This window comes from Galbitalea soli (genome assembly GCF_010686725.1).
In the GTDB taxonomy this organism is placed as follows: Bacteria; Actinomycetota; Actinomycetes; order Actinomycetales; family Microbacteriaceae; genus Galbitalea; species Galbitalea soli.
Genome location: NZ_JAAGWZ010000001.1, coordinates 946,285 through 972,219, shown reverse-complemented (window position 1 = coordinate 972,219; position 25,935 = coordinate 946,285). Strand labels below are relative to the sequence as shown.

The 25,935-nt window shown below is 69.4% G+C and carries 24 protein-coding genes; 12 read left to right on the top strand and 12 right to left on the bottom strand.

Annotated features, from left to right (window positions below; all coding sequences use genetic code 11):
• Window positions 1-3: 3 nt before the first annotated feature.
• Window positions 4-654, bottom strand: a complete 651-nt coding sequence (locus G3T37_RS04560; protein WP_163472253.1) for a PH domain-containing protein — start codon at window positions 652-654, stop codon at window positions 4-6.
• Between the two features lie 62 nt (window positions 655-716).
• Between G3T37_RS04560 and G3T37_RS04555 the strand changes: the two genes are divergently transcribed.
• The 3 genes from G3T37_RS04555 (at window position 717) to G3T37_RS04545 (ending at window position 5,049) form a co-directional block, all read left to right on the top strand.
• Window positions 717-2,411, top strand: coding sequence for a dipeptide ABC transporter ATP-binding protein (locus tag G3T37_RS04555; RefSeq protein WP_163472252.1), 1,695 nt, complete (start codon window positions 717-719; stop codon window positions 2,409-2,411).
• Between the two features lie 142 nt (window positions 2,412-2,553).
• A complete protein-coding gene (gene typA, locus G3T37_RS04550) occupies window positions 2,554-4,461 on the top strand; it encodes a translational GTPase TypA (RefSeq protein ID WP_163472251.1) in 1,908 nt (635 codons plus the stop codon).
• 129 nt (window positions 4,462-4,590) lie between these two features.
• Window positions 4,591-5,049: a hypothetical protein gene (locus G3T37_RS04545; RefSeq protein WP_163472250.1), complete on the top strand. Its 459-nt coding sequence runs from the start codon at window positions 4,591-4,593 to the stop codon at window positions 5,047-5,049.
• Window positions 5,050-5,057: 8 nt separating this feature from the next.
• Here the strand turns inward: G3T37_RS04545 and efeB are convergent, their stop codons facing one another.
• The 3 genes from efeB to efeU form a co-directional block, all read right to left on the bottom strand.
• Complete coding sequence (gene efeB, locus G3T37_RS04540; RefSeq protein WP_163472249.1) at window positions 5,058-6,344, bottom strand: iron uptake transporter deferrochelatase/peroxidase subunit; 1,287 nt, start codon at window positions 6,342-6,344, stop codon at window positions 5,058-5,060.
• Window positions 6,341-7,594 carry an iron uptake system protein EfeO gene (gene efeO / locus G3T37_RS04535; RefSeq protein WP_163472248.1) on the bottom strand — a complete coding sequence of 418 codons (1,254 nt, stop codon included), beginning with the start codon at window positions 7,592-7,594 and terminating at the stop codon, window positions 6,341-6,343. The genes efeB and efeO overlap by 4 nt, the downstream gene beginning before the upstream one ends.
• A 112-nt stretch (window positions 7,595-7,706) precedes the next feature.
• Entirely contained in the window at window positions 7,707-9,308 is a 1,602-nt protein-coding gene (efeU, locus tag G3T37_RS04530) for an iron uptake transporter permease EfeU (protein ID WP_163472247.1), read from the bottom strand.
• A 125-nt stretch (window positions 9,309-9,433) separates the two neighbouring features.
• On the opposite strand from efeU, the gene G3T37_RS04525 reads away from it, so the two are divergent.
• The 4 genes from G3T37_RS04525 (at window position 9,434) to G3T37_RS04510 (ending at window position 13,441) form a co-directional block, all read left to right on the top strand.
• Window positions 9,434-10,609 carry a PIG-L family deacetylase gene (locus G3T37_RS04525; RefSeq protein WP_163472246.1) on the top strand — a complete coding sequence of 392 codons (1,176 nt, stop codon included), beginning with the start codon at window positions 9,434-9,436 and terminating at the stop codon, window positions 10,607-10,609.
• Window positions 10,606-10,929, top strand: coding sequence for a ferredoxin (fdxA, locus tag G3T37_RS04520; protein WP_163472245.1), 324 nt, complete (start codon window positions 10,606-10,608; stop codon window positions 10,927-10,929). Before G3T37_RS04525 ends, fdxA begins: the two co-directional genes overlap by 4 nt.
• On the top strand, window positions 10,929-12,029 hold the full coding sequence (dapC, locus tag G3T37_RS04515; protein WP_163472244.1) for a succinyldiaminopimelate transaminase: 1,101 nt from the start codon (window positions 10,929-10,931) through the stop codon (window positions 12,027-12,029). Before fdxA ends, dapC begins: the two co-directional genes overlap by 1 nt.
• A 113-nt stretch (window positions 12,030-12,142) precedes the next feature.
• Window positions 12,143-13,441: a citrate synthase gene (locus G3T37_RS04510; protein ID WP_163472243.1), complete on the top strand. Its 1,299-nt coding sequence runs from the start codon at window positions 12,143-12,145 to the stop codon at window positions 13,439-13,441.
• A gap of 10 nt (window positions 13,442-13,451) precedes the next feature.
• Here G3T37_RS04510 and dapD read toward each other — a convergent pair whose 3' ends face one another.
• On the bottom strand, window positions 13,452-14,390 hold the full coding sequence (gene dapD / locus G3T37_RS04505; protein WP_163472242.1) for a 2,3,4,5-tetrahydropyridine-2,6-dicarboxylate N-succinyltransferase: 939 nt from the start codon (window positions 14,388-14,390) through the stop codon (window positions 13,452-13,454).
• A 41-nt stretch (window positions 14,391-14,431) separates the two neighbouring features.
• Between dapD and dapE the strand changes: the two genes are divergently transcribed.
• From dapE to G3T37_RS04490, 3 genes are all read left to right on the top strand, one after another.
• Complete coding sequence (gene dapE / locus G3T37_RS04500) at window positions 14,432-15,538, top strand: succinyl-diaminopimelate desuccinylase (protein WP_163472241.1); 1,107 nt, start codon at window positions 14,432-14,434, stop codon at window positions 15,536-15,538.
• The gene (locus G3T37_RS04495) at window positions 15,531-16,754 is read left to right on the top strand and encodes a hypothetical protein (RefSeq protein WP_338401178.1); all 1,224 of its coding nucleotides are present in this window, start codon (window positions 15,531-15,533) and stop codon (window positions 16,752-16,754) included. The genes dapE and G3T37_RS04495 overlap by 8 nt, the downstream gene beginning before the upstream one ends.
• Before the next feature lie 80 nt (window positions 16,755-16,834).
• On the top strand, window positions 16,835-17,005 hold the full coding sequence (locus G3T37_RS04490) for a DUF3117 domain-containing protein (RefSeq protein WP_163472240.1): 171 nt from the start codon (window positions 16,835-16,837) through the stop codon (window positions 17,003-17,005).
• 57 nt (window positions 17,006-17,062) lie between these two features.
• On the opposite strand, the gene G3T37_RS04485 is transcribed toward G3T37_RS04490, so the two are convergent.
• A complete protein-coding gene (locus tag G3T37_RS04485; protein WP_163472239.1) occupies window positions 17,063-17,695 on the bottom strand; it encodes a class I SAM-dependent methyltransferase in 633 nt (210 codons plus the stop codon).
• 63 nt (window positions 17,696-17,758) lie between these two features.
• Between G3T37_RS04485 and G3T37_RS04480 the strand changes: the two genes are divergently transcribed.
• Window positions 17,759-18,121 carry a twin-arginine translocase TatA/TatE family subunit gene (locus tag G3T37_RS04480; RefSeq protein WP_163472238.1) on the top strand — a complete coding sequence of 121 codons (363 nt, stop codon included), beginning with the start codon at window positions 17,759-17,761 and terminating at the stop codon, window positions 18,119-18,121.
• A gap of 9 nt (window positions 18,122-18,130) precedes the next feature.
• Here the strand turns inward: G3T37_RS04480 and G3T37_RS04475 are convergent, their stop codons facing one another.
• From G3T37_RS04475 to G3T37_RS04455, 5 genes are all read right to left on the bottom strand, one after another.
• Complete coding sequence (locus tag G3T37_RS04475) at window positions 18,131-19,681, bottom strand: succinic semialdehyde dehydrogenase (RefSeq protein ID WP_163472237.1); 1,551 nt, start codon at window positions 19,679-19,681, stop codon at window positions 18,131-18,133.
• 23 nt (window positions 19,682-19,704) lie between these two features.
• A complete protein-coding gene (locus G3T37_RS04470) occupies window positions 19,705-20,622 on the bottom strand; it encodes a LysR family transcriptional regulator (RefSeq protein WP_163472236.1) in 918 nt (305 codons plus the stop codon).
• Window positions 20,623-20,935: 313 nt separating this feature from the next.
• Window positions 20,936-22,066, bottom strand: coding sequence for an Mrp/NBP35 family ATP-binding protein (locus G3T37_RS04465; RefSeq protein WP_241732088.1), 1,131 nt, complete (start codon window positions 22,064-22,066; stop codon window positions 20,936-20,938).
• Window positions 22,059-22,580: a DUF1003 domain-containing protein gene (locus G3T37_RS04460; protein ID WP_163472235.1), complete on the bottom strand. Its 522-nt coding sequence runs from the start codon at window positions 22,578-22,580 to the stop codon at window positions 22,059-22,061. Before G3T37_RS04460 ends, G3T37_RS04465 begins: the two co-directional genes overlap by 8 nt.
• Window positions 22,567-23,889 carry a magnesium transporter MgtE N-terminal domain-containing protein gene (locus tag G3T37_RS04455; protein ID WP_163472234.1) on the bottom strand — a complete coding sequence of 441 codons (1,323 nt, stop codon included), beginning with the start codon at window positions 23,887-23,889 and terminating at the stop codon, window positions 22,567-22,569. Before G3T37_RS04455 ends, G3T37_RS04460 begins: the two co-directional genes overlap by 14 nt.
• 36 nt (window positions 23,890-23,925) lie before the next feature.
• Here G3T37_RS04455 and G3T37_RS04450 point away from each other — a divergent pair, with 36 nt between their 5' ends.
• Window positions 23,926-24,420, top strand: coding sequence for a general stress protein (locus G3T37_RS04450; protein WP_163472233.1), 495 nt, complete (start codon window positions 23,926-23,928; stop codon window positions 24,418-24,420).
• Here the strand turns inward: G3T37_RS04450 and G3T37_RS04445 are convergent.
• Window positions 24,417-25,901, bottom strand: a complete 1,485-nt coding sequence (locus tag G3T37_RS04445) for an aminopeptidase P family protein (protein WP_163472232.1) — start codon at window positions 25,899-25,901, stop codon at window positions 24,417-24,419. The two genes, G3T37_RS04450 and G3T37_RS04445, sit on opposite strands and share 4 nt — an antisense overlap.
• Between the last annotated feature and the right edge of the window lie 34 nt (window positions 25,902-25,935).

Sequence of the window (25,935 nt, the reverse complement as noted above, 5' to 3'; positions counted from 1 at the left end):
GGCTCAGGGCAGCAGCGCACCGATGATCGTGGCCGCCACCAGGGCGGCGAGAACGATGATCGCACCGCGGTGCCAGCGACGGGTCACCCCCGCGCCCTCCACGGCGCCCAGCAGGCCGGCCTCGCGGTACTCCTCCCACTGCTGCGTGAGCAACAGCGGTGCGAGACGCGCAACCGAACCGGGCAGCTCGCGGCGCTGCGCCGCGGTCATGTCACCGCCGCTGCGCCTCGCTTGCGCGGGGCGGGAGCGCTCGTACACCGCCTGACCGTAGACGTTGCGTCGCATGCGGGTCGCCGCGCCGGCGGCGCTCGGTGTGGGGGCAGCCCAGACCGTGATTCGACTCGCGGCCGCGGTGACGATCGTCAGCGCCCAGCGCGTCTCGATGTCGACGATCGCCGGCCAGGTCACCTCCCAGGTGCGGAGCGGGTTGACCACCACGACGGTCGCCGGCGTGATCGTGATGGCGGGCGCCCAGTAGAGCAGGTACATCCCGAACGCGACGAGGCCCAACGGCCCCACCGCGTGGAGTCCGGTCGAGTAGTCGCCCCGCAGCAGGAATCCACCCTCGCCCACCACGCAGATGAGCACGACGAACACCGTGAGGATGCGGCTCAGTCGCGATCTGAGCGTCACGTCGCCCCTACGAGAATCCATTCGACCATTGTGGGGCACGACCCCGCCTCGGTCGCGCGCAGCACGACAGAACGGACCATTCGATGAGCACCACGACCCCCACCCCCGGTCGCACCACGGAGCCGATCCTCGACGTGAAGAACCTCGGCGTCGACTTCTGGGTCGACGGCGTGTGGTACCCCGCGGCGATCGGCATGAACTACCAGGTGCACCCGGGCGAAGTCCTCGCGATCGTGGGTGAGTCGGGCTCGGGGAAGAGCTCGAGCTCGATGGCGCTGCTGGGGCTCACTCCTCCGAACGGACGCGTGACGGGCAGCGTGCAGCTCAACGGACGCGAGCTCGTCGGCCTCACCGGCAGCCGCCTCCGCGCCGTGCGCGGACGGGACGTCGCCGTGATCTTCCAGGAGCCGATGACCGCGCTGAACCCGGTGTACACGATCGGATTCCAGATCGTCGAGACCCTGCGCACGCACACCGAGATGGCACCGGACGACGCGAAGGCGCGCGCCATCGAGCTGTTGACGATGGTCGAGATGCCGACCCCCGAGACGACGTTCAACAAGTACCCGCATCAGCTCTCCGGCGGTCAGCGCCAGCGCGCGATGATCGCCATGGCGATCTCCTGCGACCCGCTGCTCCTCGTGGCCGACGAGCCGACGACCGCGCTCGACGTCACCGTGCAGGCCGAGATCCTCGACCTCATGCGCAACCTGCGCCACCGCCTGAACAGCGCGATCATCCTCATCACCCACGACATGGGCGTCGTGGCCGACCTCGCCGACTCGATGCTCGTCATGAAGGACGGCGTCGTCGTCGAGTCGGGGAGCGTCGCCTCGGTGTTCTCGAACCCCGAGCATCCCTACACCAAGCAGTTGCTCGCGGCGGTGCCGCACCTCGGCACCGGTGAGGCGATCGTCACCGAGGCCCTCAAGGAGGCCGAGAGCACGAACGCGCGCCCGATCCTCTCGATGAAGGACGTCGCGATCGAATACCCGAAGCGCGGCCGGGTACCGGCCTTCCGCGCGGTCGACGGTGTGAACCTCGAGATCTTCCCCGGGGAGGTCGTCGGCCTCGTCGGCGAGTCGGGCTCCGGCAAGACCACCATCGGCCGCGCCGCCGTCGGGCTGCTGCCCATCGCGGAGGGCTCGCTCACCGTCGACGGCCGCGAGCTCTCGACGAACTCCGCCAAGGAGCTGCGCGAGGTGCGCCGCAACATCGGCATCGTCTTCCAGGACCCGGGATCGTCGCTCAACCCGCGCTTCCCGATCGGCCAGAGCATCGGCGAGCCGCTCCTGCTGTCGAAGGTGGCCAAGGGCGCCGACCTCGACCGCCGCGTGGAGACCCTGCTCGATCAGGTCGAACTCCCGCGGTCGTTCCGCAACCGCTACCCGCACGAGCTGTCGGGCGGCCAGCGCCAGCGCGTCGGAATCGCGCGCGCCCTCGCGCTCAGCCCCGCCCTCCTGGTCGCCGATGAGCCGACCTCGGCCCTCGACGTGTCGGTGCAGGCGCGCTTCCTCGTGCTGCTGCAGGAGCTTCAGTCGCAGTTGCAGTTCGCCTGCCTCTTCATCTCGCACGACCTCGCGGTCGTCGATCTGCTGTCCCACCGCATCGCCGTGATGCACCGCGGCAAGATCGTCGAGCAGGGGTCCAAGGAAGAGATCCTGCGCAATCCGAAGGACCCCTACACGCAGCGACTGATCGCCGCGGTCCCGCTTCCCGATCCTGCCCTGCAGAGAGAACGCCGCGAAGCGCGGTCAGCAACGCGCCCAGCACGGTAGACTGGAGGGGCAGGATGCCACAGGTGTTCCTCCTGCGCACCCCAGACTCCCTCCCAGCGATCGTTCGCTGCCGTGCCGCTCGCTGAATCCTCGCGGACTTCCGGCGAGAGACGCGCCCCTCTCATGCAAGGAAACAGAAGCAATGGCTATTGCCACCCGTAACGACCTGCGTAACGTCGCGATTGTCGCGCACGTCGACCATGGCAAGACCACCCTGGTCGACGCCATGCTCCGCCAGACGAACTCCTTCGCCGCACACGCGCACCTCGAAGAGCGCGCCATGGACTCGAACGACCTCGAGCGCGAGAAGGGCATCACCATCCTCGCGAAGAACACGGCGGTCTCCTACGCCGGCATCCACGCGAGCGACGGCCCCATCACCATCAACGTGATCGACACCCCCGGCCACGCCGACTTCGGCGGCGAGGTCGAGCGCGGGCTGTCGATGGTCGACGGCGTCGTCCTGCTGGTCGACGCGAGCGAGGGTCCGCTGCCGCAGACCCGCTTCGTGCTGCGCAAGGCGCTCGAGGCGAAGCTGCCGGTGATCCTGCTCGTCAACAAGACCGACCGCCCCGACGCCCGCATCGACGACGTCGTCTCCGAGTCGCAGGACCTGCTTCTCGGTCTTGCGAGCGACATGGCCGATGACGTGCCCGACCTCGACCTGGACGCCATCCTCGATGTGCCGGTGGTGTACGCCTCCGGCCGCAACGGCGCCGCGAGCTGGAACAAGCCCGCCGACGGCGAGCTCCCTGACAACGACGACCTCGAGCCGCTGTTCGACGCGATCATCAAGCACATCCCCGCTCCGAAATACGACGACGAGCACCCGCTGCAGGCCTGGGTCACCAACCTCGACTCCTCGCCGTTCCTCGGTCGCCTCGCGCTGCTGCGCGTCTTCAACGGAACCCTCAAGAAGGGCCAGACGGTCGCCTGGGTCAAGCACGACGGCACCGTCAGCAATGTGCGCATCACCGAGCTGCTCATCACGCGAGCGCTCGACCGCTTCCCGACCGACTCGGCGGGCCCCGGTGACATCGTCGCCGTCGCCGGCATCGAGGACATCACGATCGGCGAGACGCTGGCCGATGCCAACGACGTGCGTCCGCTCCCGACCATCACGGTCGACGACCCCGCGATCTCCATGACGATCGGAACCAACACGAGCCCGCTGATCGGCAAGATCAAGGGGCACAAGCTCACCGCACGCATGGTCAAGGACCGCCTGGACCGCGAGCTCGTCGGCAACGTGTCGATCAAGCTCGTCGACATCGGCCGCCCCGACGCGTGGGAGGTGCAGGGACGCGGCGAGCTCGCGCTCGCCATCCTCGTCGAGCAGATGCGCCGCGAGGGCTTCGAGCTCACCGTCGGTAAGCCGCAGGTGGTCACCAAGCGCGTGGACGGCAAGATCCACGAGCCCTACGAGCACCTGACCATCGACGCGCCGGAGGAGTACCTCGGCGCGATCACCCAGCTTCTCGCCGCCCGCAAGGGGCGCATGGAGAGCATGACGAACCACGGCACCGGATGGGTGCGCATGGAGTTCGTGGTGCCCTCGCGCGGCCTGATCGGTTTCCGCACCGAGTTCCTCACCATCACCCGCGGTGCGGGCATCGCCAACGCGGTGTCGCACGGCTACGAGCAGTGGGCGGGCGAGATCACGACGCGCACGAACGGGTCGATCGTCGCCGACCGCGCCGGCGTCGCGACCCCCTTCGCGATGGTCGCTCTGCAGGAGCGCATGTCGTTCTTCGTCGAGCCCACCCAGGAGGTCTACGAGGGCATGGTTGTCGGCGAGAACTCGCGTGCCGACGACATGGACGTCAACATCACCAAAGAGAAGCAGCTCACCAACATGCGCCAGTCCACCGCGGACAACTTCGAGCGCATGACGCCGTCGCGTCGGCTGACCCTCGAGGAGTGCCTCGAGTTCGCCCGCGAAGACGAGTGCGTCGAGGTGACGCCCGAGTTCGTGCGCATCCGCAAGGTCGAGCTCGACGCCAACGCGCGCGCCCGCGCCGCGTCGCGACTCAAGAAGCAGAACGCCTGACCCGATCGGTCGCACCCGTCTCGGGTGGGGCGCACCCCCACCCGGGACGGTGTCCGCGCGCATTGTGAGCGGCAGTCGGGCGCACTAGGCTGTGGCGCATCAGCCCCCCAATGATCATCGGAGCACGCCATGCCGACGCGTCGCCAGAAGTTCCTGATCCCGGTCGCCCTCCTGGGCGCCCTCGCGCTCACCCCGGCGCTGGCCGGATGCAGCGGCAACCCGTTGCAGACGATCGTCAAACAGGCGACCGGCGGGCAGGTCGACGTGGGCGGCACCACGGTGCCGAGCGACTTTCCGCAGAGCGTTCCGCTCGTCTCGGGCAAGGTTCTCACCGCGATCGCGGTGGGCAAGGGCGCGGGCAAGTCGTGGAACATCAGCATCCGCTACGACGGCACGAGCGACCCGACCGACACCATCAAGGGTGACCTGAAGGCGGCCGGGTTCGATCTGCCGATCGACGCGAGCGGCTCGACTGATGGCGCAGCCATCGTCGGTGCCGACAAGAGCTACGGGATCGTCATCGCGGTGGTGAACGACAAGGACGGGTACATCGTGAACTACACCGTGACGCCCGCCACGAGCGAGTAGGAGCCGCGTCAGGAGCGGAATAGTTCCGCGCCGATGTAGCTGCCCTGGCGCGCCGCCGGTGGTACCGCGAACACCGCCGACCCGATGTGCGCGATGTACTCGTTCAAACGATCGACCCGTCCCAGCTTCGTCTGCAGCGTGATGAACTGCTGCGGATCGCGCATGTAGGCGAGGAAGAGCAGACCGGCGTCGATCTGCCCCAGCGCGTCGATCCCCTCCGTGTAGTTGTAGCCGCGCCGCAGGATCTTCACCCCGCCGTTGTTCTCGTGCGCGGCGAGCGCGACATGCGAGGTGGCGGGGATGACCGGCTGCCCGCTCGCGTCCCGGGCCTCGAAATCCGGCACATCGTGTTCGCGGCTGCCGGTGAGGGGCGCGCCCTCCACCTTGGTGCGCCCGACCACCGCGTTCTGGTCGCTGATGCGGTCGGTGTCCCACGTCTCGGTGGCGATGTGGATCTTGCGGGCGACGAGGTAGCTGCCGCCGGTCATCCACGGCTGGTCGTCGCTGCCGGCCCAGACCCAGCGCTCGTAGTCCGCGTCGTCGACGATGTTGCGGGTGCCGTCCTTGAACCCCATGAGGTTGCGCGGCGTCTGCTGCGTCGGGCCCGCGGAGGCGCGACCGAAACCGGTGACCGTCCAGCGGGTGGTCGCCGTTCCCTTGGCCATCCGGGTGAGCGTGCGGATCGCGTGATACGCGACCTGCGGGTCGTCGGCGCAGGCCTGCAGGCTCAGGTCGCCACCCGTCAGGGCGGGCTGCAGCTGATCGCTCGGCATCGCCGGCAGCTCGGCGAGGTGTCGCGGCCGACGCGCGGCGAGCCCGTAGCGCTCGTCGAAGAGCCCGGGGCCGAATCCGATCGTCACCGTGAGCCCCTCCGGTCCGAGATCGAGGGCCTCGCCCGAGTCGACCCCGACGGCATCCGGTCGGTGCGGCTCCACGCTTCCGACGGTGAGCCCCTTCGCGAGCTGTGCGATCGCCGCCGACCACCGTGCGAGCAGCACCTCCACGTCGCGCGCGACGCTCGTCGTGAGGTCGTAACTCATGAACACCGTGTATCTCTGCGGCTCGGTTCGGATCCCGGCCTGGTGCCCCGAACCGTAGAAGGGATGCGCGACCTCCGCCGCGCTCGCCGCCGCCGGAGCCGGCGTGCCGTACCCCGCAGCGAACCCTCCCGCCGCGCCCGCGATCCCGCCGACCGCGAGGCCGCTCGCGGCGAGGCCTCCCGCCCCGCCGAGGAAGCCGCGACGCGAGACGGCACCCTGCGCGGACCCGGTCGGTCGGTCATCCGACTCGCTCACGCCGTCGCCACCTTCTCGGCGATCGTCGCGAGGCGCTCGTGCAGGGCTTCGACCGCGCGGGAGAGCCCCGGCGCCGCCTGCTCGCGGAGCGCCGCCGTGTAGCGCGCGTAGCCACCGAGCGCGCTCGCGTCGCGATGACGGGCCAGCAATTCGGTCACGGTGCTGAACTCCTCCTGCACGCTGCTCGCGAGGGCGGGGTCGATGAGCGTGAGACCGGGCTTCAGGTAGGCGAAGGCCTGCTGGGCGCCCTCCAGATTGCCGGCGAAGTCGACGAGATCGATGTGGCTGTAGGCCTCCTCCTCGCCCGTGATCTTCGACGACTGCACCTCCTCGAGGAGGTCGGAGGCGCCGTTGGCGAGATCCTCCGGCTTGTAGCTCAGCGTTTTCGAGAGACTGTCGAGGCGGCCGACATTCGTCACGAGCTCGGCGGCGAGGGCGCGAGTGCTCGCCGTGATGGCGGCGCGACCGAAGAGATCGCGCTCGATCGCGTGGAATCCGTGCCAGCCCACCGCCGGGTCGAGGTTCGACGCGCGCATGTCGATCAGGTAGTCGAGATTGCCCGCGTTGTCGGTCGCGTCGAAACCGCTGAGCACGAAACCGTCGACGTCGGTCTCGATCCGTTCGTAGTAGGGGCGCGCCTGGGCGTACGCGCGCTGCGCCGCCGTGAGATCGCCGGCGTCGATCGCGCGCCGCAGAGCGGCGACCCCCGCAGCCATGTTGTCGACCTCCTGCGTCACGTAGGCCGCATACCCCGCGGTCCCCGTGGCGAGCTCCTCCTGCACGCTCTCGTTCCCTCCGCCGGTGCTCGTTCCGGTGACAGTGAAGGTCTGCAGCTCTGTGCTCGCTCCCGGGCAGTACAGCTGATAGCTCCTGCCGGTCAGCGTCACGGTGAACGAGACGGCGGCGAGTCCCGGCACGAGGTTCTCCTTCTCGCCGAGGATGCGCTGGTCGCTCATGAGCTCGAGCTCGGTGATCCCGGTGGCACTCCTGTTCTCGACGGTGAAGGTGACCGGTCCGGCCTTCGCGCGGCTGCTGCTCATGGTGCAGACGTCACCGGCACCCGAGGAGTCGAGGGTCACCCGAACCTGCGAGGCGCCGCCGACGACCTCGGCGAGCGCGGCCGAGCCGGATGCTGTCGAGGCGCCGCCGGGGGAGCCCGCGGTCGAGGCGCACCCGGCCAGCAGCAGGGCGGTGATGAGGGTACCGGCGCCGACGGCGGCCAGGCGGCGGGGACGGTGGACGGGCGTCATGACAGAGTTCTCCTTCGAGAGGGGCGCGGCGATCGCGCGGAAGTGTGGTGTGAGGGGTACGGAGTGCGGAGTGCGGAGTGCGGAGTGCGGTGCGGGGGTGCGGAGCGACCGGTCAGACGCCCGCGGTGAGCCGTCGCTCGGCGTCCGCGGCAGCGGACGTGCGGTCGCGGGCCTCGTCGCGTTGCTCGCCGCGCTGGCGCCGGCGGGCGCGGGCGGCCGCGACGAGGAGCGCGGCCGACGCCGCCCCGAACAGCACGGGCAGACACAGCTTCCAGAGCAGCAACTCGGCGCGTGCCTGGCGTGCCGCCGTGAGCGCCGCGGCCACCCCGGGTGCGTAGGCGGCGTCGGTGGTCCAGGAGACCGGGTCGGCCGCCGTCACGGAGATCGTGCGCGGGGAGGCGAGGCCGCCACCGCGAAGTGTCAGGGTGGTGACGGTGCGGCGGGAGGCGTCGAGGAGTGTGGTGCCGGTCATCCACACCGTCGACTCGGTGCGGGTCGCCCAGGCGGCGTCGAACGGCCCCGGATCCTGGGTCGCGTTGATACCGACGGGCAGGCGGCCGCCCGCGAGTGCGACCAGCTCATCGAGGGTGAGCGAGGTGGGACGCCCCGTGGGCACGGTCTCACTCGTGGAGTTCCACACTCGGGCGGCCAGCCCCTCGTGGTCGGCGGTGCGCATCGCGGAGGTGGCGTATCGCCAGACCATGGTCTCGCCGCCGACGCGACTGGTGACGACGACGGTGCCCGCGGTCTGCTGCAGCGTCGCCGATCCGAGGCGGGCGCCGGTGCTGGAGACGAGCGTCGCCGGCCCCGTCGCCGGCGCGCCCGGCAGCGGCACCGCGATCGCGAGCACGATGCCCACCGCGGCCAGTCCCGCCGCGAGGGTCACCCAGAGGCGGGGGAGTCGCTCCGGCGCGGGGCGCAGCGCGACGGGCCAGAGGAGGTAGGCGAGGACGGGAACGAGGTACAGCGCCCAGGCGAGGACCTCGATGAGCCGCGGGTCGGCGGGAATGCCGAGGATCCCGGTGAGCAGGGCGGCCTGGATCGATCCGGTGGGGGCCAGCCAGCCGAGGTCGATCGTCGCCTGCTGCCCGATCTGGATCCAGCCGGCCTCGTGGGCGGTTCGCACGGCGCTGAGCACGAGGCCCGCGGCCACGAAGACGAGGAACACGCCCGTGATGCGGAAGAACTTCGACAGGTTGAGGCGGATACCCCCGCGGTAGATGCCGATTCCGATGCCGACCGAGATCCCGATCCCGAGCAGGGCGCCCGCGCCGGCGACGAGGGAGCTCGTCGACGACTGGAAGGCGGCGAGCAGGAAGACGGAGGTCTCGAAGCCCTCTTTGAGCACGGCGAGGAAGGCCATGGCGACGAGCGCCCAGGTGGTTCCCCCGCGCACGGCGGTCGCCGCGGAACGCTCCAGATCGCGCTTGAGGCCCTTCGCGTGCCGGTTCATCCACGCGATCATGGAGGTCACGAAGACGACCGCGATGACGCCGATGATCGTCTCCAACGCCTCCTGCTGCGCCTGCGGCAGCTCGGCCGAGATGATCTCGAGGGTGACGCCGACGCCCAGACTGAGGGCGATCGCCGCGGCCACGCCGAGCCACATCGGCCGCAGCGAGGCGCCGGTGCGGCGGAGGAACGCGGCGATGATGCCCACGATGAGCGCGGCTTCGAGGCCTTCGCGGAGACCGATGACGAGGGTGGCGAGCATACGGCGAGGATCCTGACGAGTGCGTGCGGCGAAAAGACTGTGAATGTTGGTAAGGCTACGCTTACTTAGTCAACCCTAACCCGGCCCTCGCGATCTGTCCAACTACCCTTGTCGGGGGAGGGATCATGGCCGAGCAGGAACGCGTACTCTTCGTGCACGCGCACCCCGACGACGAGACGATCGCCACCGGGGGAGTCATCGCGACGCTCGTCGATCAGGGCGCCGCGGTCACGGTGCTCACCTGCACGCGCGGTGAACGCGGGGAGGTCATCCCGCACGAACTCCAGTATCTGCTCCGCGATCAGGATGCCCTGGCCGAGCACCGCGCCTCCGAACTCGCCGCGGCACTCGCCGTCCTCGGCGTCACCGACCACCGCTTCCTCGGCGACGCCCACGCGCGCTGGGCGAAGCAGTCGCCCCGCCGCTACCGGGACTCCGGCATGCAGTGGGGCAGCGCGGGCGCGGAGGCGACGGACGACGCCGGCCCCGATTCGCTCACCGCGGCCGACTTCGGCGAGGTCGCGGCCGACATCGCCGCGGTGATCCTCGATACGCACCCCACCGCGGTGGTGAGCTACAACGAGTGGGGCGGGTACGGGCACCCCGACCACATCCGCGCGCAGCAGGCCGCCCGTCGGGCTGCCGAGGTGTATGGAATCCCCTTCTTCGCGATCGAGCCGCGCGGCTCGGGTGCGACCGGGCTCATGGAGGTCGACGTGGCGGAGGTGCTCGACCGCAAGCGCGCCGCGCTCAGCGCTCACCGCACCCAGCTCGTCGTCACCGACGACTCCTTCGCTCTCTCCAATGGTGAGTGGCAGCCGATCGACGTGGTGGAGCGCTTTCGACGCGTGCACCACGAGCCCGACGGGCCGGTGCCCTTCCGTGAGCGCTCGCTCGCGACCCGGATCGCGGGCACGGTCGCAACCCTGATCCTCGGGGTCTGCGCGGGGGTCATCCTCACGATCAATCACCAATCGTCGTCGCTGATCGGCACCGTCGCGGTGCCCCTCGGCCTCCTCTTCTCGATCGCCCTCGTGATCGCGCTGCTCGCGGGCCTGCGCATCGCCTTCGACACGCGCGTGTACCCGGGTGCGGCCGCCGTGGGTCTCATCGGCACCGTCGCGCTCCTGTCCTCCACGAGCGGCGGCGGCACGGTGCTGATCCCGAACAACGCGGTCGGGGTGGTGTGGGCGATCGCGCCGACGGCCGTGGCCTTCGTGGTGCTGGCCTGGCCGCGAATCACCCCGCGATCGGCCGGTAGGATGAAAGCCCCAGTAGTGAAAGGATCACCGCTCCAGTGACCTACGTGATCGCTCTCCCGTGCGTCGACGTCAAAGACCGCGCGTGCATCGACGAGTGCCCGGTCGACTGCATCTACGAGGGGGAGAGGATGCTCTACATCCACCCCGACGAGTGCGTCGACTGCGGTGCCTGCGAGCCCGTGTGCCCCGTCGAGGCGATCTACTACGAGGATGACCTTCCCGAGCAGTGGGCCGACTACTACAAGGCCAACGTGGAGTTCTTCGACGAGCTCGGCTCGCCCGGTGGCGCGGCGAAGGTCGGCGTGATCGCCGGCGACCACGCGCTCGTGAGCGCGCTGCCGCCGCAAGCCGCCGAGTAATGCCGCTCGAGCTTCCCGATTTCCCCTGGGACACTCTCGTCCCGTACGGCGACCGGGCTCGCCGGCATCCCCGCGGAATCATCGACCTGTCGGTCGGGTCGCCCGTCGACGAGACGCCGTCGATCATCCGTGACGCGCTGGCACGGGCGACGGATGCCCATTCCTACCCGCTGACCGCCGGCTCCGTTCCCCTGCGCGAGGCGATCGTCGAGTGGTACGGCCGCAGACGGCGCGTCACCCTCGGCGTCGCCAACGTCCTCCCCACGATCGGCTCGAAGGAGCTGATCGCCCTCCTCCCGCTCATGCTCGGCCTCGGCCCCGACGACGTCGTGGTGTTCCCGACCGTCGCGTACCCCACCTACGCGATCGGTGCCGCGATCGCGGGCGCCCAGGCGCTGCCGTGCGATGATCCCGCCGAGTGGCCGGCGAACACGCGCCTCGTCTGGCTCAACTCGCCGGGCAATCCCGATGGCGGTGTTCTCGACCTCGAGGCGCTGCGGGTGCGCGTGGCCCGTGCGCGCGAGCTCGGTGCCGTCATCGTGAACGACGAGTGCTACGCCGAGCTCAACTGGGCGGGTGATGAGCCCACGCCGTGCATCCTCGATCCGCGCGTCGTCGGCGACTCCCGCCACCTCGTGCTGTCGGTCTACTCGCTGAGCAAGCAGTCCAACCTCGCCGGCTACCGCGCCGCCTTCGTCGCGGGGTGCTCCGAGCTCATCGCCGAACTGTTGGCGGTGCGCAAGCACGCCGGTCTTCTGCCTCCCGCGCCCGTGCAGTCGGCGATGATCGCGGCCCTCGCCGACGAGGAGCACGTCAGCGTGCAGCGCGAGCGCTACCGCGCCCGGCGCGTCGCGCTCGCCGCCGCGGTGACCGCGGCGGGGTTCCGCATCGACCACAGCGTCGCCGGGCTGTACCTCTGGGCGACCCGCGGGGAGGACGCCTGGCTGACGGTCGAGGCGCTCGCCGAGCTGGGCATCCTCGTCGTTCCGGGGTCGTTCTACACGGCCGACGCGCCCCAGCACGTGCGGATCGCGCTCACGGCGAGCGACGCCGACATCGCCGAGGCGGTCGAGCGGCTGTCTCAGCTCGCGACACGCTGAGCCTCAGTCGTGACGCGCAGACCGACGGCCGTCACTCTAGCCATTCCTCCAATGGAATCGCGCTCTTCTTAGCGGATGTCACGGTACACCCGAGTGCCAATTAGGCTGTAAGGGTGAACGATGCTGCCAGCGAAAACGCCGACAAGGCCACACTGCATTTCCCCGGAGGCACCGCAGACTTTCCGATCGTGCGCGCGGTCGACGGTCGTGACGCCATCGACATCTCATCGCTGAGCAGACAGACCGGCCTCAACACGCTCGACGGCGGCTTCGTCAACACCGCGGCCACCAAGAGCAGCATCACGTACATCGACGGCGACGCCGGAATCCTGCGCTATCGCGGCTACGCGATCGAGGACATCGCGGCGAACTCCACCTACCTCGAGGTGGCCTGGCTGCTCATCTACGGGGAGCTGCCGAGCCCCTCCGAGCTCGCGGCGTTCGACGAGAAGGTACGCCGGCACACGCTCCTGCACGAAGACATGCGCCACCTCTTCGACGCCCTCCCGCACAACGCCCACCCGATGTCGGTGCTGTCGAGCGCGGTGTCGGCCCTGTCGACCTACTACCAGGATTCGCTCGACGTGCACGACCCCGAGCAGGTCGAGATCTCGACGATCCGCCTGCTCGCCAAGCTGCCCGTCATCGCTGCGTATGCGCACAAGAAGAGCCTGGGCCAGGCCTTCCTCTACCCCGACAACAGCCTCAGCTTCGTCGACAACTTCCTCAAGCTCAACTTCGGCACCATGGCCGAGCCGTACCAGGTGAACCCGGTGCTGAGCAAAGCCCTCGACCGCCTGCTCATCCTGCACGAAGACCACGAGCAGAACGCCTCCACCTCCACGGTTCGCCTCGTCGGCTCGACCGAGGCCAACATCTTCGCCTCCGTGTCGGCCGGCATCAACGCGCTCTACGGTCCCCTTCACGGCGGCGCGAACGAGGCCGTGCTCAAGATGCTGGGCGAGATCAAGGCATCGGGCGAGGGCGTGGCCAAGTTCGTTGAGCGCGTGAAGAACAAGGAGGAGGGCGTGCGCCTGATGGGCTTTGGCCACCGGGTGTACAAGAACTTCGACCCCCGCGCGCGCCTCGTCAAAGAGAGCGCCGACGAGGTGCTGCAGTCGCTGGGCATTCAGGATGACCTGCTCGACATCGCCAAAGAGCTCGAGGCCGTGGCGCTCGCCGACGACTACTTCATCTCGCGGAAGCTCTACCCCAATGTCGACTTCTACACCGGAGTCATCTACAAGGCGATGGGATTCCCCTCCCGCATGTTCACCCCGCTCTTCGCGATCGGGCGCCTGCCGGGCTGGATCGCTCAGTGGCGCGAGATGAACGACGACCCGGCGACCAAGATCGGTCGGCCGCAGCAGGTCTACACCGGACCGCCCCTGCGGGCCTGGCCGCAGCGCTAGCCTCGCGCGTTCAGGCGTGCAGCTGCGCGTTGAGCGTGATGCCCGTTCCGCGACGGGCGATGACCTCGACGGCACCGCTGAGTGAGTTGCGCCGGAAGAGCAGGCCGGCGACGCCGCTCAGCTCGACCGCCTTGACGACGCGCGGTTCACCGTCGCCCAGCACGGTGACCTTCGTTCCCGCGGTCACGTAGAGGCCGGCCTCGACGACGCTGTCGTCGCCGATCGAGATACCGATGCCGGCGTTGGCACCGAGCAGCGCGCGGCGGCCGATCGCGACGCGCTCCGTTCCGCCACCGGAGAGCGTGCCCATGATCGATGCACCCCCGCCGATGTCGGAGCCGTCGCCCACGACGACCCCCTGGGAGATGCGGCCCTCGACCATCGAGGTGCCGAGCGTCCCCGCGTTAAAGTTGACGAAGCCCTCGTGCATGACCGTCGTGCCGGGGGCGAGGTGGGCGCCGAGACGCACGCGCGAGGCATCCGCGATCCGCACCCGCGCCGGGGTGACGTAGTCGAGGAGTCGCGGGAACTTGTCGATGCCGTGCACCGAGATGCCCGCGCGCTGCAGAAGCGGGCGAAGGCGCGTGAGGTCATCCGGGTGAACGGGGCCGGCCGTGGTCCACGCCACGATCGGGAGGTGCCCGAAGATGCCGTCGAGGTTGATCGTGTTCGGCGCGACGAGCAGGTGCGACAGCAGGTGCAGGCGCAGGTAGGCGTCGGGGGTCGACGCGGGCGGGGCATCCAGATCGATCTCGACCGTCGTGAAGTCGATGCGCACCGCTCGACGCGGGTCGGTGCCCAGCAGTGCCTCGAGCTCGGCCGGCGCGATCCACCGCTCGGTCTTCTCCGGCAGGGTTCCGAGCACGGGGGAGGGGAACCAGGTGTCGAGCACGGTGCCGTTGTCGGCGACGGTGGCGAGGCCGTAGCCCCAGGCGGCGCGGGAAGTCATGCGACAAGAGTACCGATCAGCGGGGAGCCTAGAATCGAGGGGTGCCGACTCGCGAATCGACTGCCGTTCCCGTCCTCGACCTGCAGGCCACCTCGATCGACCTGACGCGTCAGATCTGCGACATCGAGTCGGTGTCGGGCGACGAGGGTCTTCTGACCGACGCGATCGTCGCCAGCCTTGCCGGCGCTCAGCATCTCGAGATCATCCGCGACGGCGACACCGTCGTCGCCCGCACCGTCCTGGGTCGCGCGCGGCGGGTCGTCATCGCTGGTCACACCGACACGGTGCCGCTCAACGACAACCTGCCGACCCGTTACGAGACCGAGGACGGCGTCGAGTACCTCTGGGGGCGCGGCACGGTCGACATGAAGGCGGGCGTCGCGGTGCAGCTCAAGCTCGCCGCCGAGCTGACCGAGCCGCCCGTCGACATCACCTGGATCTGGTACGACCACGAGGAGGTCTCTGCGGCCCTCAACGGACTCGGGCGCCTCGCGCGCAATCGCCCCGACCTCATGGCCGGCGACTTCGCCATTCTGGGCGAGCCCAGCAACTCGATCGTCGAGGGCGGGTGCAACGGAAACCTCCGGGTGGAACTGCGCGCATTCGGACTGCGGTCCCATTCGGCACGCTCGTGGGTCGGGCACAACGCGATCCACGACCTCGCCCCCCTCCTCGACACGCTCGCCCACTACGTGCCGCGCGAGGTCGAGGTCGACGGGCTCGTGTATCGCGAGGGTCTCAACGCCGTCGGGATCACGGGCGGGGTCGCCGGCAACGTCATCCCCGACGAGGCGATGGTGCACGTCAACTATCGTTTCGCGCCCAGTCGGAGCGGGGAGGAGGCGATCGCCCACCTGCGGGAGCTGTTCCCCGGCTACGAGCTCACCGTCGTGGATCTCGCCGAGGGCGCCCGCCCCGGCCTCGACGCCCCGCTCGCCCAGCAGTTCCTCGCCGCGGTCGGCGGGGTCGCGCGGCCCAAGTACGGCTGGACGGACGTCGCCCGCTTCTCGGCGCTCGGTGTGCCCGCCGTCAACTACGGTCCGGGCGATCCGATGAAGGCCCATGCCGACGACGAGCGCGTTCCGGTGGAACAGATCAGCGCGTGCGAGGCGGGGCTGCGATCATGGCTCAGCGGGCACGGTGACTGACTCCGTCGCGACGGCGATACCGGTCGTGCCGGGCGGCGCGTGGGCGCGACTGCGCGCGCGTCCGTGGTGGATCCAGGTGCTGTTGTTGTTCGTGGCGTCGCGGATCGTGAGCACGGGCATCCTGCTCGTCTTCGCAGCGATCCAGCCCGCCAGCTTCTGGGCCGGTGCCCACCCCGACTACTTCTCCTTCGCCGGATTCTGGGATGCGGGCTGGTATCGCTACGTGGCGCAGGGCGGCTACCCGGCGACCCTGCCGCTCACCGCCGACGGGCACATCAACCAGAACGCGTGGGCGTTCCTGCCGGCGTATCCCGTGCTCGTGGATCTCCTCACCGCCCACACGATCGGCCTGTTCTTCGTGGTCGGGTCGATCGTCTCCGCGCTCTTCCTGCTCGGTTCTGCGCTGCTCTTCCGCCAGCTGCTCGTGCCCCGCGTGGACCCGGGTCAGGCGATGTTCGCGGTGGCGCTCCTGCTCTTCGCGCCGCTCTCGCCGATCTTCCAGGTCGCGTACGCCGAATCGATGCAGCTGTTCTTCCTCATGGGCGCTCTGTTGTTCCTTCAGCGTCGGCGCTATGGACTGATGATGGTCTTCGTCGCGGTCATGTCGTTCACCCGACCGACCGGGCTGCCGTTCGCGCTCGCGCTCGGCCTCTACGCGATCGCGCGATGGCTGCGACGGGCCGAGGATCCGTTCCCGCCCCGGGAGGTGCGCGCGACCGTCCTCGCCACTCTCGGCAGCGCCGCGCTCGGCTACGCCTGGCCCGCGATCGCCGGCCTCGCGACGGGGGTGCCGAACGCCTACACCGCCACCGAGCTGTCATGGCGCCAGCCCTATGTCGGGTGGACCGAACTGGTTCCGTTCACTCCGTGGATTCAGGGAGCGAACTGGTGGATTCCGCAGCAGCCCTGGGGGATCGTTCTCCTCGTCGTGCTGATCGCGGGCTTCGCGGGTGCGCTGTTGCTCCCGGCCGTGCGGCGGCTCGGGCCGGAACTCCGCATCTGGACAGCGAGCTGGGTCATCTACCTGCTCGCGGTCTTCTTTCCGCAGTCGAGCGTGTTCCGCCTGCTCATCCCCGCGTTTCCGCTGCTGGGGGCGATCGCGGCCCCGCGGTCGCGCGCGTATCGGGCGGGGATGATCGTGCTCGCCACCCTCGGCCAGATCGCCTGGGTCTACGCCTGCTACTGGTACGACGGCTACGACTGGACCCCGCCGTGATCGGGTGAAACGCGCTCGTTTTCCGTGTGTTCGAGAAATAGACGATAATAGAAACGTATCTTTGTGAAAGGGGATTACTCATGGCAGCCATGAAACCGCGGACCGGTGACGGCCCAATGGAGGCTGTGAAAGAGGGTCGCCTCATCATCGTCCGAGTGCCCCTCGAGGGTGGTGGGCGACTCGTCGTCTCTGTGAACGACGCCGAAGCCAAAGAGCTTCACGACGCACTCGCGGGCGTCGTCCAGAGCTAGCAGCCAGCGCCTTTTCGGGTGAGATTCCGCCGGTCGATCCGGCGGGGTCTCACCCGTTCAGTCGCTGATGCGGGTGAGCTGCAGCAATCCGTCTCCCGCGGGCGAGAGCGCGCTGATCACCGCCGTCGAACTCGCGATCTCTGTGAGCAGCGTTCGATAGTCGGCGACCGTTTCATCGCGCCAAGCGGGATCCGCCACGTGCCCGCGCCACAGCGCGTGCGTGACGAGCACCGTGCCGCCGACCCGCACGAGGCGGAGGCCGTGCTCGACGTACTCGATCACCGAGTTCGCGTCGGCGTCGACCAGAACGATGTCGTAGCTCGCCTCGTTCATGCGCGGGAGGACATCGAGCGCGCGGCCCGCGATCAGTCGCGCTCGGTTGGCGGTGATTCCGGCGTCGGAGAACGCCCGGCGGGCGTGCTGCTGGTAGTCGACCTCGATGTCGATGGAGGTGAGAGTGGCCTCGGGCGCACCGCGGAAGAGCCACAGGCCGCTGACGCCCAGACCCGTTCCGACCTCGATCATCGATCGTGCTCCCGTCGCGGCTGCGACGACGGCGATCTGCGCGCCGACAGCGGGGCTGACGGGCTCAACGCCCAATTCGAGCGAGTGCTGCCTCGCCTGCGCGATGTCGGCGTTCTCGACGACGAAGTCCTCTGCGAACTTCCAGCTCAATTCCTTCTCGGCCACGTGTACTCCTTGTGCGACACCAGCCTAGGGTCAGCACGCGGCGGGAGAGGCTATTCTGAGCGGGTGTTCCTTGGGTTGACGTTCGAGAAGTTGCTGCTGGTCGGCGCCGTCGCGGCGTTCATCCTCGGCCCCGAGCGACTGCCCCGCGCCGCCCAGCAGCTCGCGCGCATGATCCGCACCCTGCGCGACCTGGCGAACGGCGCCAAGGACCGCATGCGCGAGGAGATGGGCCCCGAGTTCGACGAGGTCGACTGGAAGAAGCTCGACCCGCGGCAGTACGACCCGCGGCGGATCATCCGCGAGGCTCTCCTCGAGGACGAGACGCCCGTTCAGGTGATCACGCCGCCCACGAGCCGGATGGCGCAGGCGCGGCGCGAGGCCGCGCTGAACGGCACACCGGCACCGTTCGACAGCGAAGCCACCTAGCGGGGCGGTTCAGCGCCGGCCGAGGGCCTTCAGAATCCTCAGCAGGAGCAGCATGGGACCGGACAACCGGGCGAACTCGGCGCCGGTGCGGGGGAGGGCCAGGAGCCCGGTGGCGGCCGAGACGGTGCGAGCATCCACGAAACGAAGCAGGCCCTCCGGCCCGTTGCGGCGACCGAGCCCCGAGTGCTTCATGCCGCCCATGGGCGCATCGAGGCTCGAGAAGCTGCCGCGGTAGCCCTCGTTGATGTTGACGCTGCCGGCGGAGATGCGGGCGGCGACTCGCCGACCGTGCGCGACGGAGCGTGAGAAGACCGAGGCATTGAGGCCGAACTCCGAGGCGTTCGCGGCCGCAATCGCGTCATCCTCGTCGCTGAAGGTGCTGATGGCGACCACGGGCCCGAAGGTCTCGTGCGCGAAGCACTCCATCTCGCTCGTCACCTCGGCGAGCACCGTGGGCGCATAGAAGTACGGCCCGAGCTCGGGGCGGGCGCGGCCACCGGCGAGGAGCAGCGCACCCTTCTCGATCGCGTCGTCGACGTGAGCCTGCACTCGCGCGAGCTGTGCGGCCGAGGTGAGCGACCCGACATCGGTCGAGTAGTCGAGTGCCGGGCCCTGTCGCAGCGCGTTCACGCGCGCCACGAACTGCCGGATGAACGCGTCGGAGATCGCGCGGTGCACGTAGATCCGCTCGATCGACACGCACAGCTGGCCCATCGACGAGAAGCAGGCGTACACCGCGCTTTCGGCGGCGGCCGTCGGATCGGCGTCGCCGAGCACGATGAGCGGGTTCTTACCGCCCAGCTCGAGCGAGGCGCCGATCAGTCGTCCCGCGGCACGAACGCCGACGCGCGTACCGGTGGCCGTCGATCCGGTGAAGCAGACGTAATCGGCGACGTCCACCACGGCGTTGCCGATCTCCTCGCCATCGCCCGCGACAACGGCCCACAGCGCCTTCGGGAGTCCCGCGGCGATGAACGCCTGACGGGCGGCGAGTACCGTGAGCGCACCCTGGTTATCGACCTTCTGCACGACCGCATTGCCCGCGGCGAGGGCGGGGATCACGTCCATCAGGGCGAGACTCAGCGGATAGTTCCACGGCGTGACGACGCCGACGAGGCCCTTCGGCTTGAACGCCACGGTCGTCGACATCACGAGCGGGATGCCCGCCCGCCGTCGCTGCTCGCGCAGCACCCGCGCCGCCGACACCGCGTAGTAGCGCGTGACACCCGCCCCTTGGAAGAGCTCCTCGAAAGCCTGGCCGCGCGTCTTGCCGGTCTCGGTCTGGAGCACGTCGAGCAGCCGCTCGCGATCGGCGAGCAGAAGGTCGTGCGCCTTGAGCAGCACCGCCCGGCGGTGCGCGTAGCCCGACCGGAGCCACGCCGTCTGCGCGATGCGGGCCGTTGCGGCGGCATCGCGAACGTCGTGCGCCGAACTGGTCGGCAGCTCGTGCAGCACGCTGCCGGTGAAGGGTGCGATGACGGGAACCGTGGCCGACCCGGAGCGCGAGAGGCCGGAGACCAGCGCCGTCGCGGTCGACCGGTCGAGGAGAGAACCGGACATGGGCTCAACCTACACCCGGCGACTCAGAGGGACTCGTAGAACTCCTGCACACGCGCCGCTTCGGCGCGGAGGGCGTCCGCGACGAGACGCACGGAGGGTCGCACGGCGCGGTCGGGTCGCATCAGAGCGAAGACCTGCCGGTGCGAGCGCACTCCCGTGAGTGGTCGCGTGATCAGCCCGTTTTCGCGGTCGCGCGTCGTGAATCGCGGCAAGATCGCGATACCGTGCCCGGCCGCGACAAGGGTCTCGACGATCCCGTTGTCGACGAAGCGCTGTGCGACGTGAGCCGGGGAGCCGTTCGCATTCTCGATCTCCTGAAGGATGCGATCGAACGGGAACCCGACCGGCACGCCGATCCAGGTCTCGTCTCGCACGTCGGACGGCGAGAGCGTCGCCTTCCGCCCGAGCGGATGACCCTCCGGCAGTGCCACATCGAGCGGTTCGTTCAGCAGCGGCACCACCACGAGTCCGCGGTCGCGCCAGGTCGGCATGACTCCACCGGCGTCGGCGAGCACGATGTCGAAGTCCGGAGTGAGGTCGGCGAAGTCGGGAAGTACCGGGTCCTGGTCGGAGCAGAGCAGACTCAGCCCGGGCACCGCGGCGACCGCGGCAAGCAGCCCGGGGAGCAGCATCTGCCCGCCGGTCGGAAACGTGGTCAGGGTGACCTCGCCGGCGGGGGCGCGTTTGAAGTCCTCCCACAGGGCATCCGCGCGCTCGAGGGCGACGGCGACGTCGGTGGCGGTCTGGGCGAGCATCCGGCCCGCACCGGTGAGGCGGATGCCGCGCCCGGCCTTCTCCGTGAGCGCGATGCCCGCCTCCCGCTCGAGCACCTTCAGCTGCTGCGAGACGGCGGACGCGGTGCGATTCGTCGCCCGCGCGACGGCGGTGACACTGCCCCGCTCGGCAAGCTCTCTGAGCAGTTCGAGACGGCGCACATCCATGTAGGTAGCCTACATAGTTGATTCAGAAACATTCGATTGTGCTAAAGAATAGAGTCGGCTGGAATGGGGTTGCACCAGTGAAGAGGAGAACCCCATGATCGAGATCATCACCGTCGCAGCACTCTCTGCCGCGGCCATCATCGGCACCATCGTCGTCGCCGTGCGCGACGACTACCGTCGCGTGCCCACGCGCCGCGCGTAGCCGCGCGCCCTACGCCACACAGCTCGACAGCCGCGCAGCCGCGCGCCCTGCGCCACCACGCCGCGACAGCCGCGCAGCCGCTCGGCCTACGCCACCCCGCGGCCTTCGGCGCTAGGAGATCGACAACCCCAGCGGGCGCCCCTGCAGCCCGCGCGCCCGGGTCGCGAGCCGCTCCGCGAGCGCGTCGATCGCACGGGCGGCCGCATCGCTCGGATCGGTCAGCACCACGGGCGCCCCGCTGTCGCCGCCCTCGCGGAGTGCGACGCTGAGCGGGATCGTCGCGAGCAGCGGAACCTCCTCGGCGCCCTCAGACAGTCTCCGCGCCGTCTCCGCGCCCCCGCCCCGGCCGAACAACTCCAGCACCGAGCCGTCGGGCTGGGCCAGCCCCGACATGTTCTCGATCACGCCGATCACGCGCTGACCCGTCTGCCGCGCGACCATCCCGCTGCGCACCGCCACATCGGCGGCCGCGGCCTGGGGCGTCGTGACGACGAGAACCTCGGCCTGGGGGAGCAGCTGGCCGACCGAGATCGCGACATCGCCGGTGCCCGGTGGCAGATCGAGCAGGAGCACGTCCAGATCGCCGAAGAACACGTCGGTGAGGAACTGCTGAATGGTGCGGTGCAGCATCGGTCCGCGCCAGGCGACGGCGGTGCTCGACGACTCGACGAACATGCCGATCGAGATGACTTTCACCTCGTGCGCGACGGGAGGGAGGATCATCCCGCCCAACTGGGTCGGTTTCACGCCCTCCACGCCGAGGATGCCGGGGATCGAGAACCCGAAGACGTCGGCGTCGACGATTCCCACGCGCAAGCCCCGCCTCGCGAGCGCCACGCCCAGTCCGGCCGTGAGCGTCGACTTGCCGACCCCGCCCTTGCCGCTCGTCACGGCGTAGACGCGGGTGAGCGAGTCGGGGCCGAACTGCTGCGCCTTCGGCCGCCCCTCGCGGAGCCGGGTGGTGAGGGCATCCCGTTGCTCGCGGGTCATCACCGACACCTCGACGGTCGTCTCCGTGACCTCGGGAACCGCGGCGACTGCCGCACGAACGTCGGACTCGATGCGGTCGGCGGCCGGGCACCCGACGATCGTCAGCCGGATCTCCACCCGCGCGCGCCCCTCGACCACGGTCACGCCGCCCACCATGTCGAGTTCGGTGATCGGGCGGCGGATCTCGGGGTCGATCACCCGGGCGAGCGCGGTGCGGACTGCTCGCTCGACGTCGGCCCCGGAGCTACTCAACCGCTTCCTTCTCCTTGTCGCTGCGATCCCGCTCCAGCTCCTCCAGCAGTCCGCGCAACTCCGCCCGGATGAAGTCCTTGCTCGCCATGTCTTTGATGGCGAGCCGCAGGCTCACCACCTCGCGTGCCAGGTACTCGGTGTCGTTGAGGTTGCGTTCGGCGCGCTGGCGATCCTGTTCGATCTGCACGCGGTCGCGGTCATCCTGTCGGTTCTGCGCGAGCAGGATCAGGGGTGCCGCGTAGGAGGCCTGCAGCGAGAGGATCAGCGTCAGCACGGTGAACCCGTACTTCGAGGAGTCGAAGCGCCACGCTTCGGGAGCGGTGAAGTTGTAGAAGATCCAGACGATGCAGAACACCGTGAGCCCGATCAGGAACGACGGGGTTCCCATGTTGCGGGCCACCCACTCGGTGAAGCGCCCGAAGCGATCGCGGCTCTCGAAGCGGGGCACGAAATTGGAGCGGAGACCCTTCGGGGAGTCGAGGCGCGTGGTGTCGTCGCGGCTAGTGCGTGCCATGGCCTGTCCTCCTTGTTTTCACGGGAATGGTCGAAGTGGAAGTGTCGCTGTAGCGCGACGGTCTACTGCTCTCGTGGTCGGTACTTCGCCAGTCATCGGGCAGCAGGTAGTCGAGGACGTCGTCAATGGTCACCACCCCGACCAGACGGTGGTTCTCATCGATCACGGGCACCGAGACCAGGTTGTAGCTGGCGAGGATGCGCGCGACCTCGGCCGCGTGCGCGTGAACCGAGATCGGTTCGAGGCTCTGGTCGAGAAGCGTGCCGAGCCGCTCGTTGGGCGGGTAGCGCAGCATCCGCTGGAAGTGCACCATCCCGAGGAATCGGCCGGTCGGCGGCTCGTACGGCGGCAGAGTCACGCAGACCGCCGCGCCGAGGGCCGGGGCGAGCTCGTGGCGGCGGATGAGCGCGAGGCCCTCGGCCACGGTCGTGTCGGCGGAGACGATGATCGGCTCAGTGGTCATGAGACCACCCGCCGTGTCGGGCCCGTAGGAGAGCAGGAAGCGCACGTCCTCCGCCTCCTCCGGCTCCATGAGTTCCAGGAGCGCCTCGCCGCGCTCATCGCTCAGCTGCGCGATGAGGTCGGCCGCGTCGTCCGGCTGCATCTGGTCGAGCACGTCGGCAGCGCGCGCGTCGTCGAGCTGGTTGAGGATGTCGACCTGATCGGTCTCGGGCATCTCCTCCAGCACGTCCGCGAGCCGGTCATCCGACAGCTCCTCCGCCACCTCGAGCATGCGCTGCTCCGGCAGATCGAGCATCGCGTTCGCGAGGTCGGCCGGCAGCAGGTCGGAGTAGCTCGCGATGAGCTGGGTGGCCGACTGCGACTCGCCGACCGCCGACGCCTTCTCGATCACGTCCCGCCAGTTGACGAAGGAGGTCGGTCCCTTCGCGAAGGGCGAGGCGGTCGTCTTGGGGCGCCGGCAGAACAGCTGCGCGATCTCCCACTCGCCGGGGCCCTGCTCCTCGATGGAGACGTCCTCGATGGTGGCCTCGCCGGACTGGCCGCGCAGCATCACCTTGCGCCCCAGCATCTCGGCGATCACCCGCACCTCGCCGCCCCGCTGCTCGAAGCGACGCAGGTTGATCGCGCCGGAGGCGATGATCTGCCCGGAGCCGATGCTGGTCACCCGGCCGATGTTGAGGAACACCCGGCGCTTGCCGGGGACCTCGACGATGAGGCCCACGACGCGGGGCGAGTCGGTGCTGCGGTAGACCACGAGTACGTCGCGGACGCGGCCGATACGGTCGCCCTGGGGGTCGAAAACGGAGCTCCCGGCCAGGCGGGCAACGAATACTCTCGTAGCGCTCACGGGTACAAGCGTAGTCGCGCATGGAACAATGGGCGGGTGACCAGCCCATCGCCGTTTTCGCGTCGTCCCGTATCGAGTCCCGAACTGCCCAAGGGGGAGGCTCTCGGCACCTACGAGAGCTACCTGGAGGCGCAGGCCGCGGTCGAGAAGCTCTCCCGGGCCGACTTCGACGTGACCAAGGTCTCGATCGTCGGCAACGACTTGAAGACGGTGGAACGCGTCACCGGCAAGATCACCTATGGACGCGCGGCCGCGGCCGGCGCGGCGAGCGGGGCCTGGTTCGGCCTGTTCGCGGGCCTGCTGTTCTTCATCTTCACCACCACCCCCAACGTCGGGTACGTGCTCGCGGCCATTCTCATCGGTGCCGGCTCGGGCATGCTCTTCGGTGTGGGCACCTTCGCGATCAACCGGCGGCGCCGGGACTTCACTTCGACCCACCAGGTGATCGCGAGCAACTACCAGGTCGTGGTGCCGGCCGACCAGATCGTGCGGGCGCAGGAAGCGCTGAGCCGAGCGGCAGAGCTGGACTAGCCAGCGCGTCCGTTCCGCGCGAGCCACGCCTCCACCTCGTCGGCCGTGCGGGGAATGGCGATCGACAGGTTCTCGGCGCCCGACTCGGTCACGAGGATGTTGTCCTCGATCCGCACCCCGATTCCGCGGTACTCCTCGGGCACGGTCAGATCGTCCGGCTGAAAGTAGAGGCCCGGCTCGATCGTGAACACCATTCCCGCCTCGAGTTCGCCCTCCAGGTAGAGCTCGCGCCGCGCCTGCGCGCAATCGTGCACATCGATGCCGAGGTGGTGGCTCGTACCGTGCACCATGTAGCGGCGGTGGTACTGCTGCGCGGGGTCGAGCGACTCCTCGGCGCTCACCGGCAGGAGGCCCCACTCGGCCGTGCGCCGGGCGATGACCGCCATCGCGGTCTCGTGGATCTGCCGGAACCGGATTCCCGGTCGCACGATCGCGAAGGCCGCGTCGGCCGCCTCGCGCACCGCCTCGTAGACGCGACGCTGCACCTCGGTGAAGGTTCCGCCGACCGGCAGCGTGCGCGTGATGTCGGCGGTGTAGAGCGAATCCAGCTCGATGCCGGCATCCACGAGAATGAGGTCCCCGGCAGCGACGGGGCCGTCGTTGCGGGTCCAGTGCAGGATGCACGCGTGCGGTCCGCTCGCCGCGATGGTGTCATAGCCCACGGTGTTGCCCTCGGCCCGCGCGCGCCGATTGAACGTGCCCTCGACGAGGCGCTCACCGCGGGGATGCGCCGTGATCTCGCCCAGATCGGCGATCACGTCGTCGAAGCCCTGCTTCGTCGCGGCGACCGCGAGACGCATCTGCCGGATCTCGTAGGCGTCCTTCACGAGCCGCAGCTCTGAGAGGTTTCGCGCCAGTTCGGCGTCGGCATCCGTCTCGAGCGACTCGGTGTCGGCCGCGAGCAGGCGTCGGCCATCCACCTGATCGGTGAGGTCGCGGTCGCCGTCTCGCAGGATGACCGTGTCGGCATCGACGGCCTCGATCACGGCGCCGAGCGCGCCGAGCTCGCGCGTGGCGAGCCCGAGGTCGGCCGCGACGTGCGCGAGGGACGGGCGCGGACCCGTCCAGAACTCGCCGATCTCTGGGTTGGCATAGAACTCGTCGGAGTCGCGTCCCGCCGCCTCGCGGAAGTACAGGGTCGCGTCGTGCCCGTCGGGCGTGGGCTCGAGCACGAGCACGCTCCCCGCGACCGAGTCGCTGCCCCATCCGGTGAGGTGCGCGAAGGCGGAGTGCGCGCGATAGGCGTAGTCGGTGTCGTTCGAGCGCGTCTTCGCGGCGCCCGCGGGGATGATGAGTCGCTTGCCGGGGTGCAGGGCGGAGATGGCGGCGCGGCGGGCGGCGGCGAACGGAGCCTGTTCGCGCGGCTGCGGCAGGGCATCCGCCCGCTCGGCCCAGTGCTCGGAGATGTACTGCTTGAACGTCGAGGAGACGGGGGTGGTCGAACGGTTCTCGGTGGCGCGGGGCGCCTCAGACTCAGCCATGCTCTCCATTCTGCCCCCGCCGAGCGACACCGAG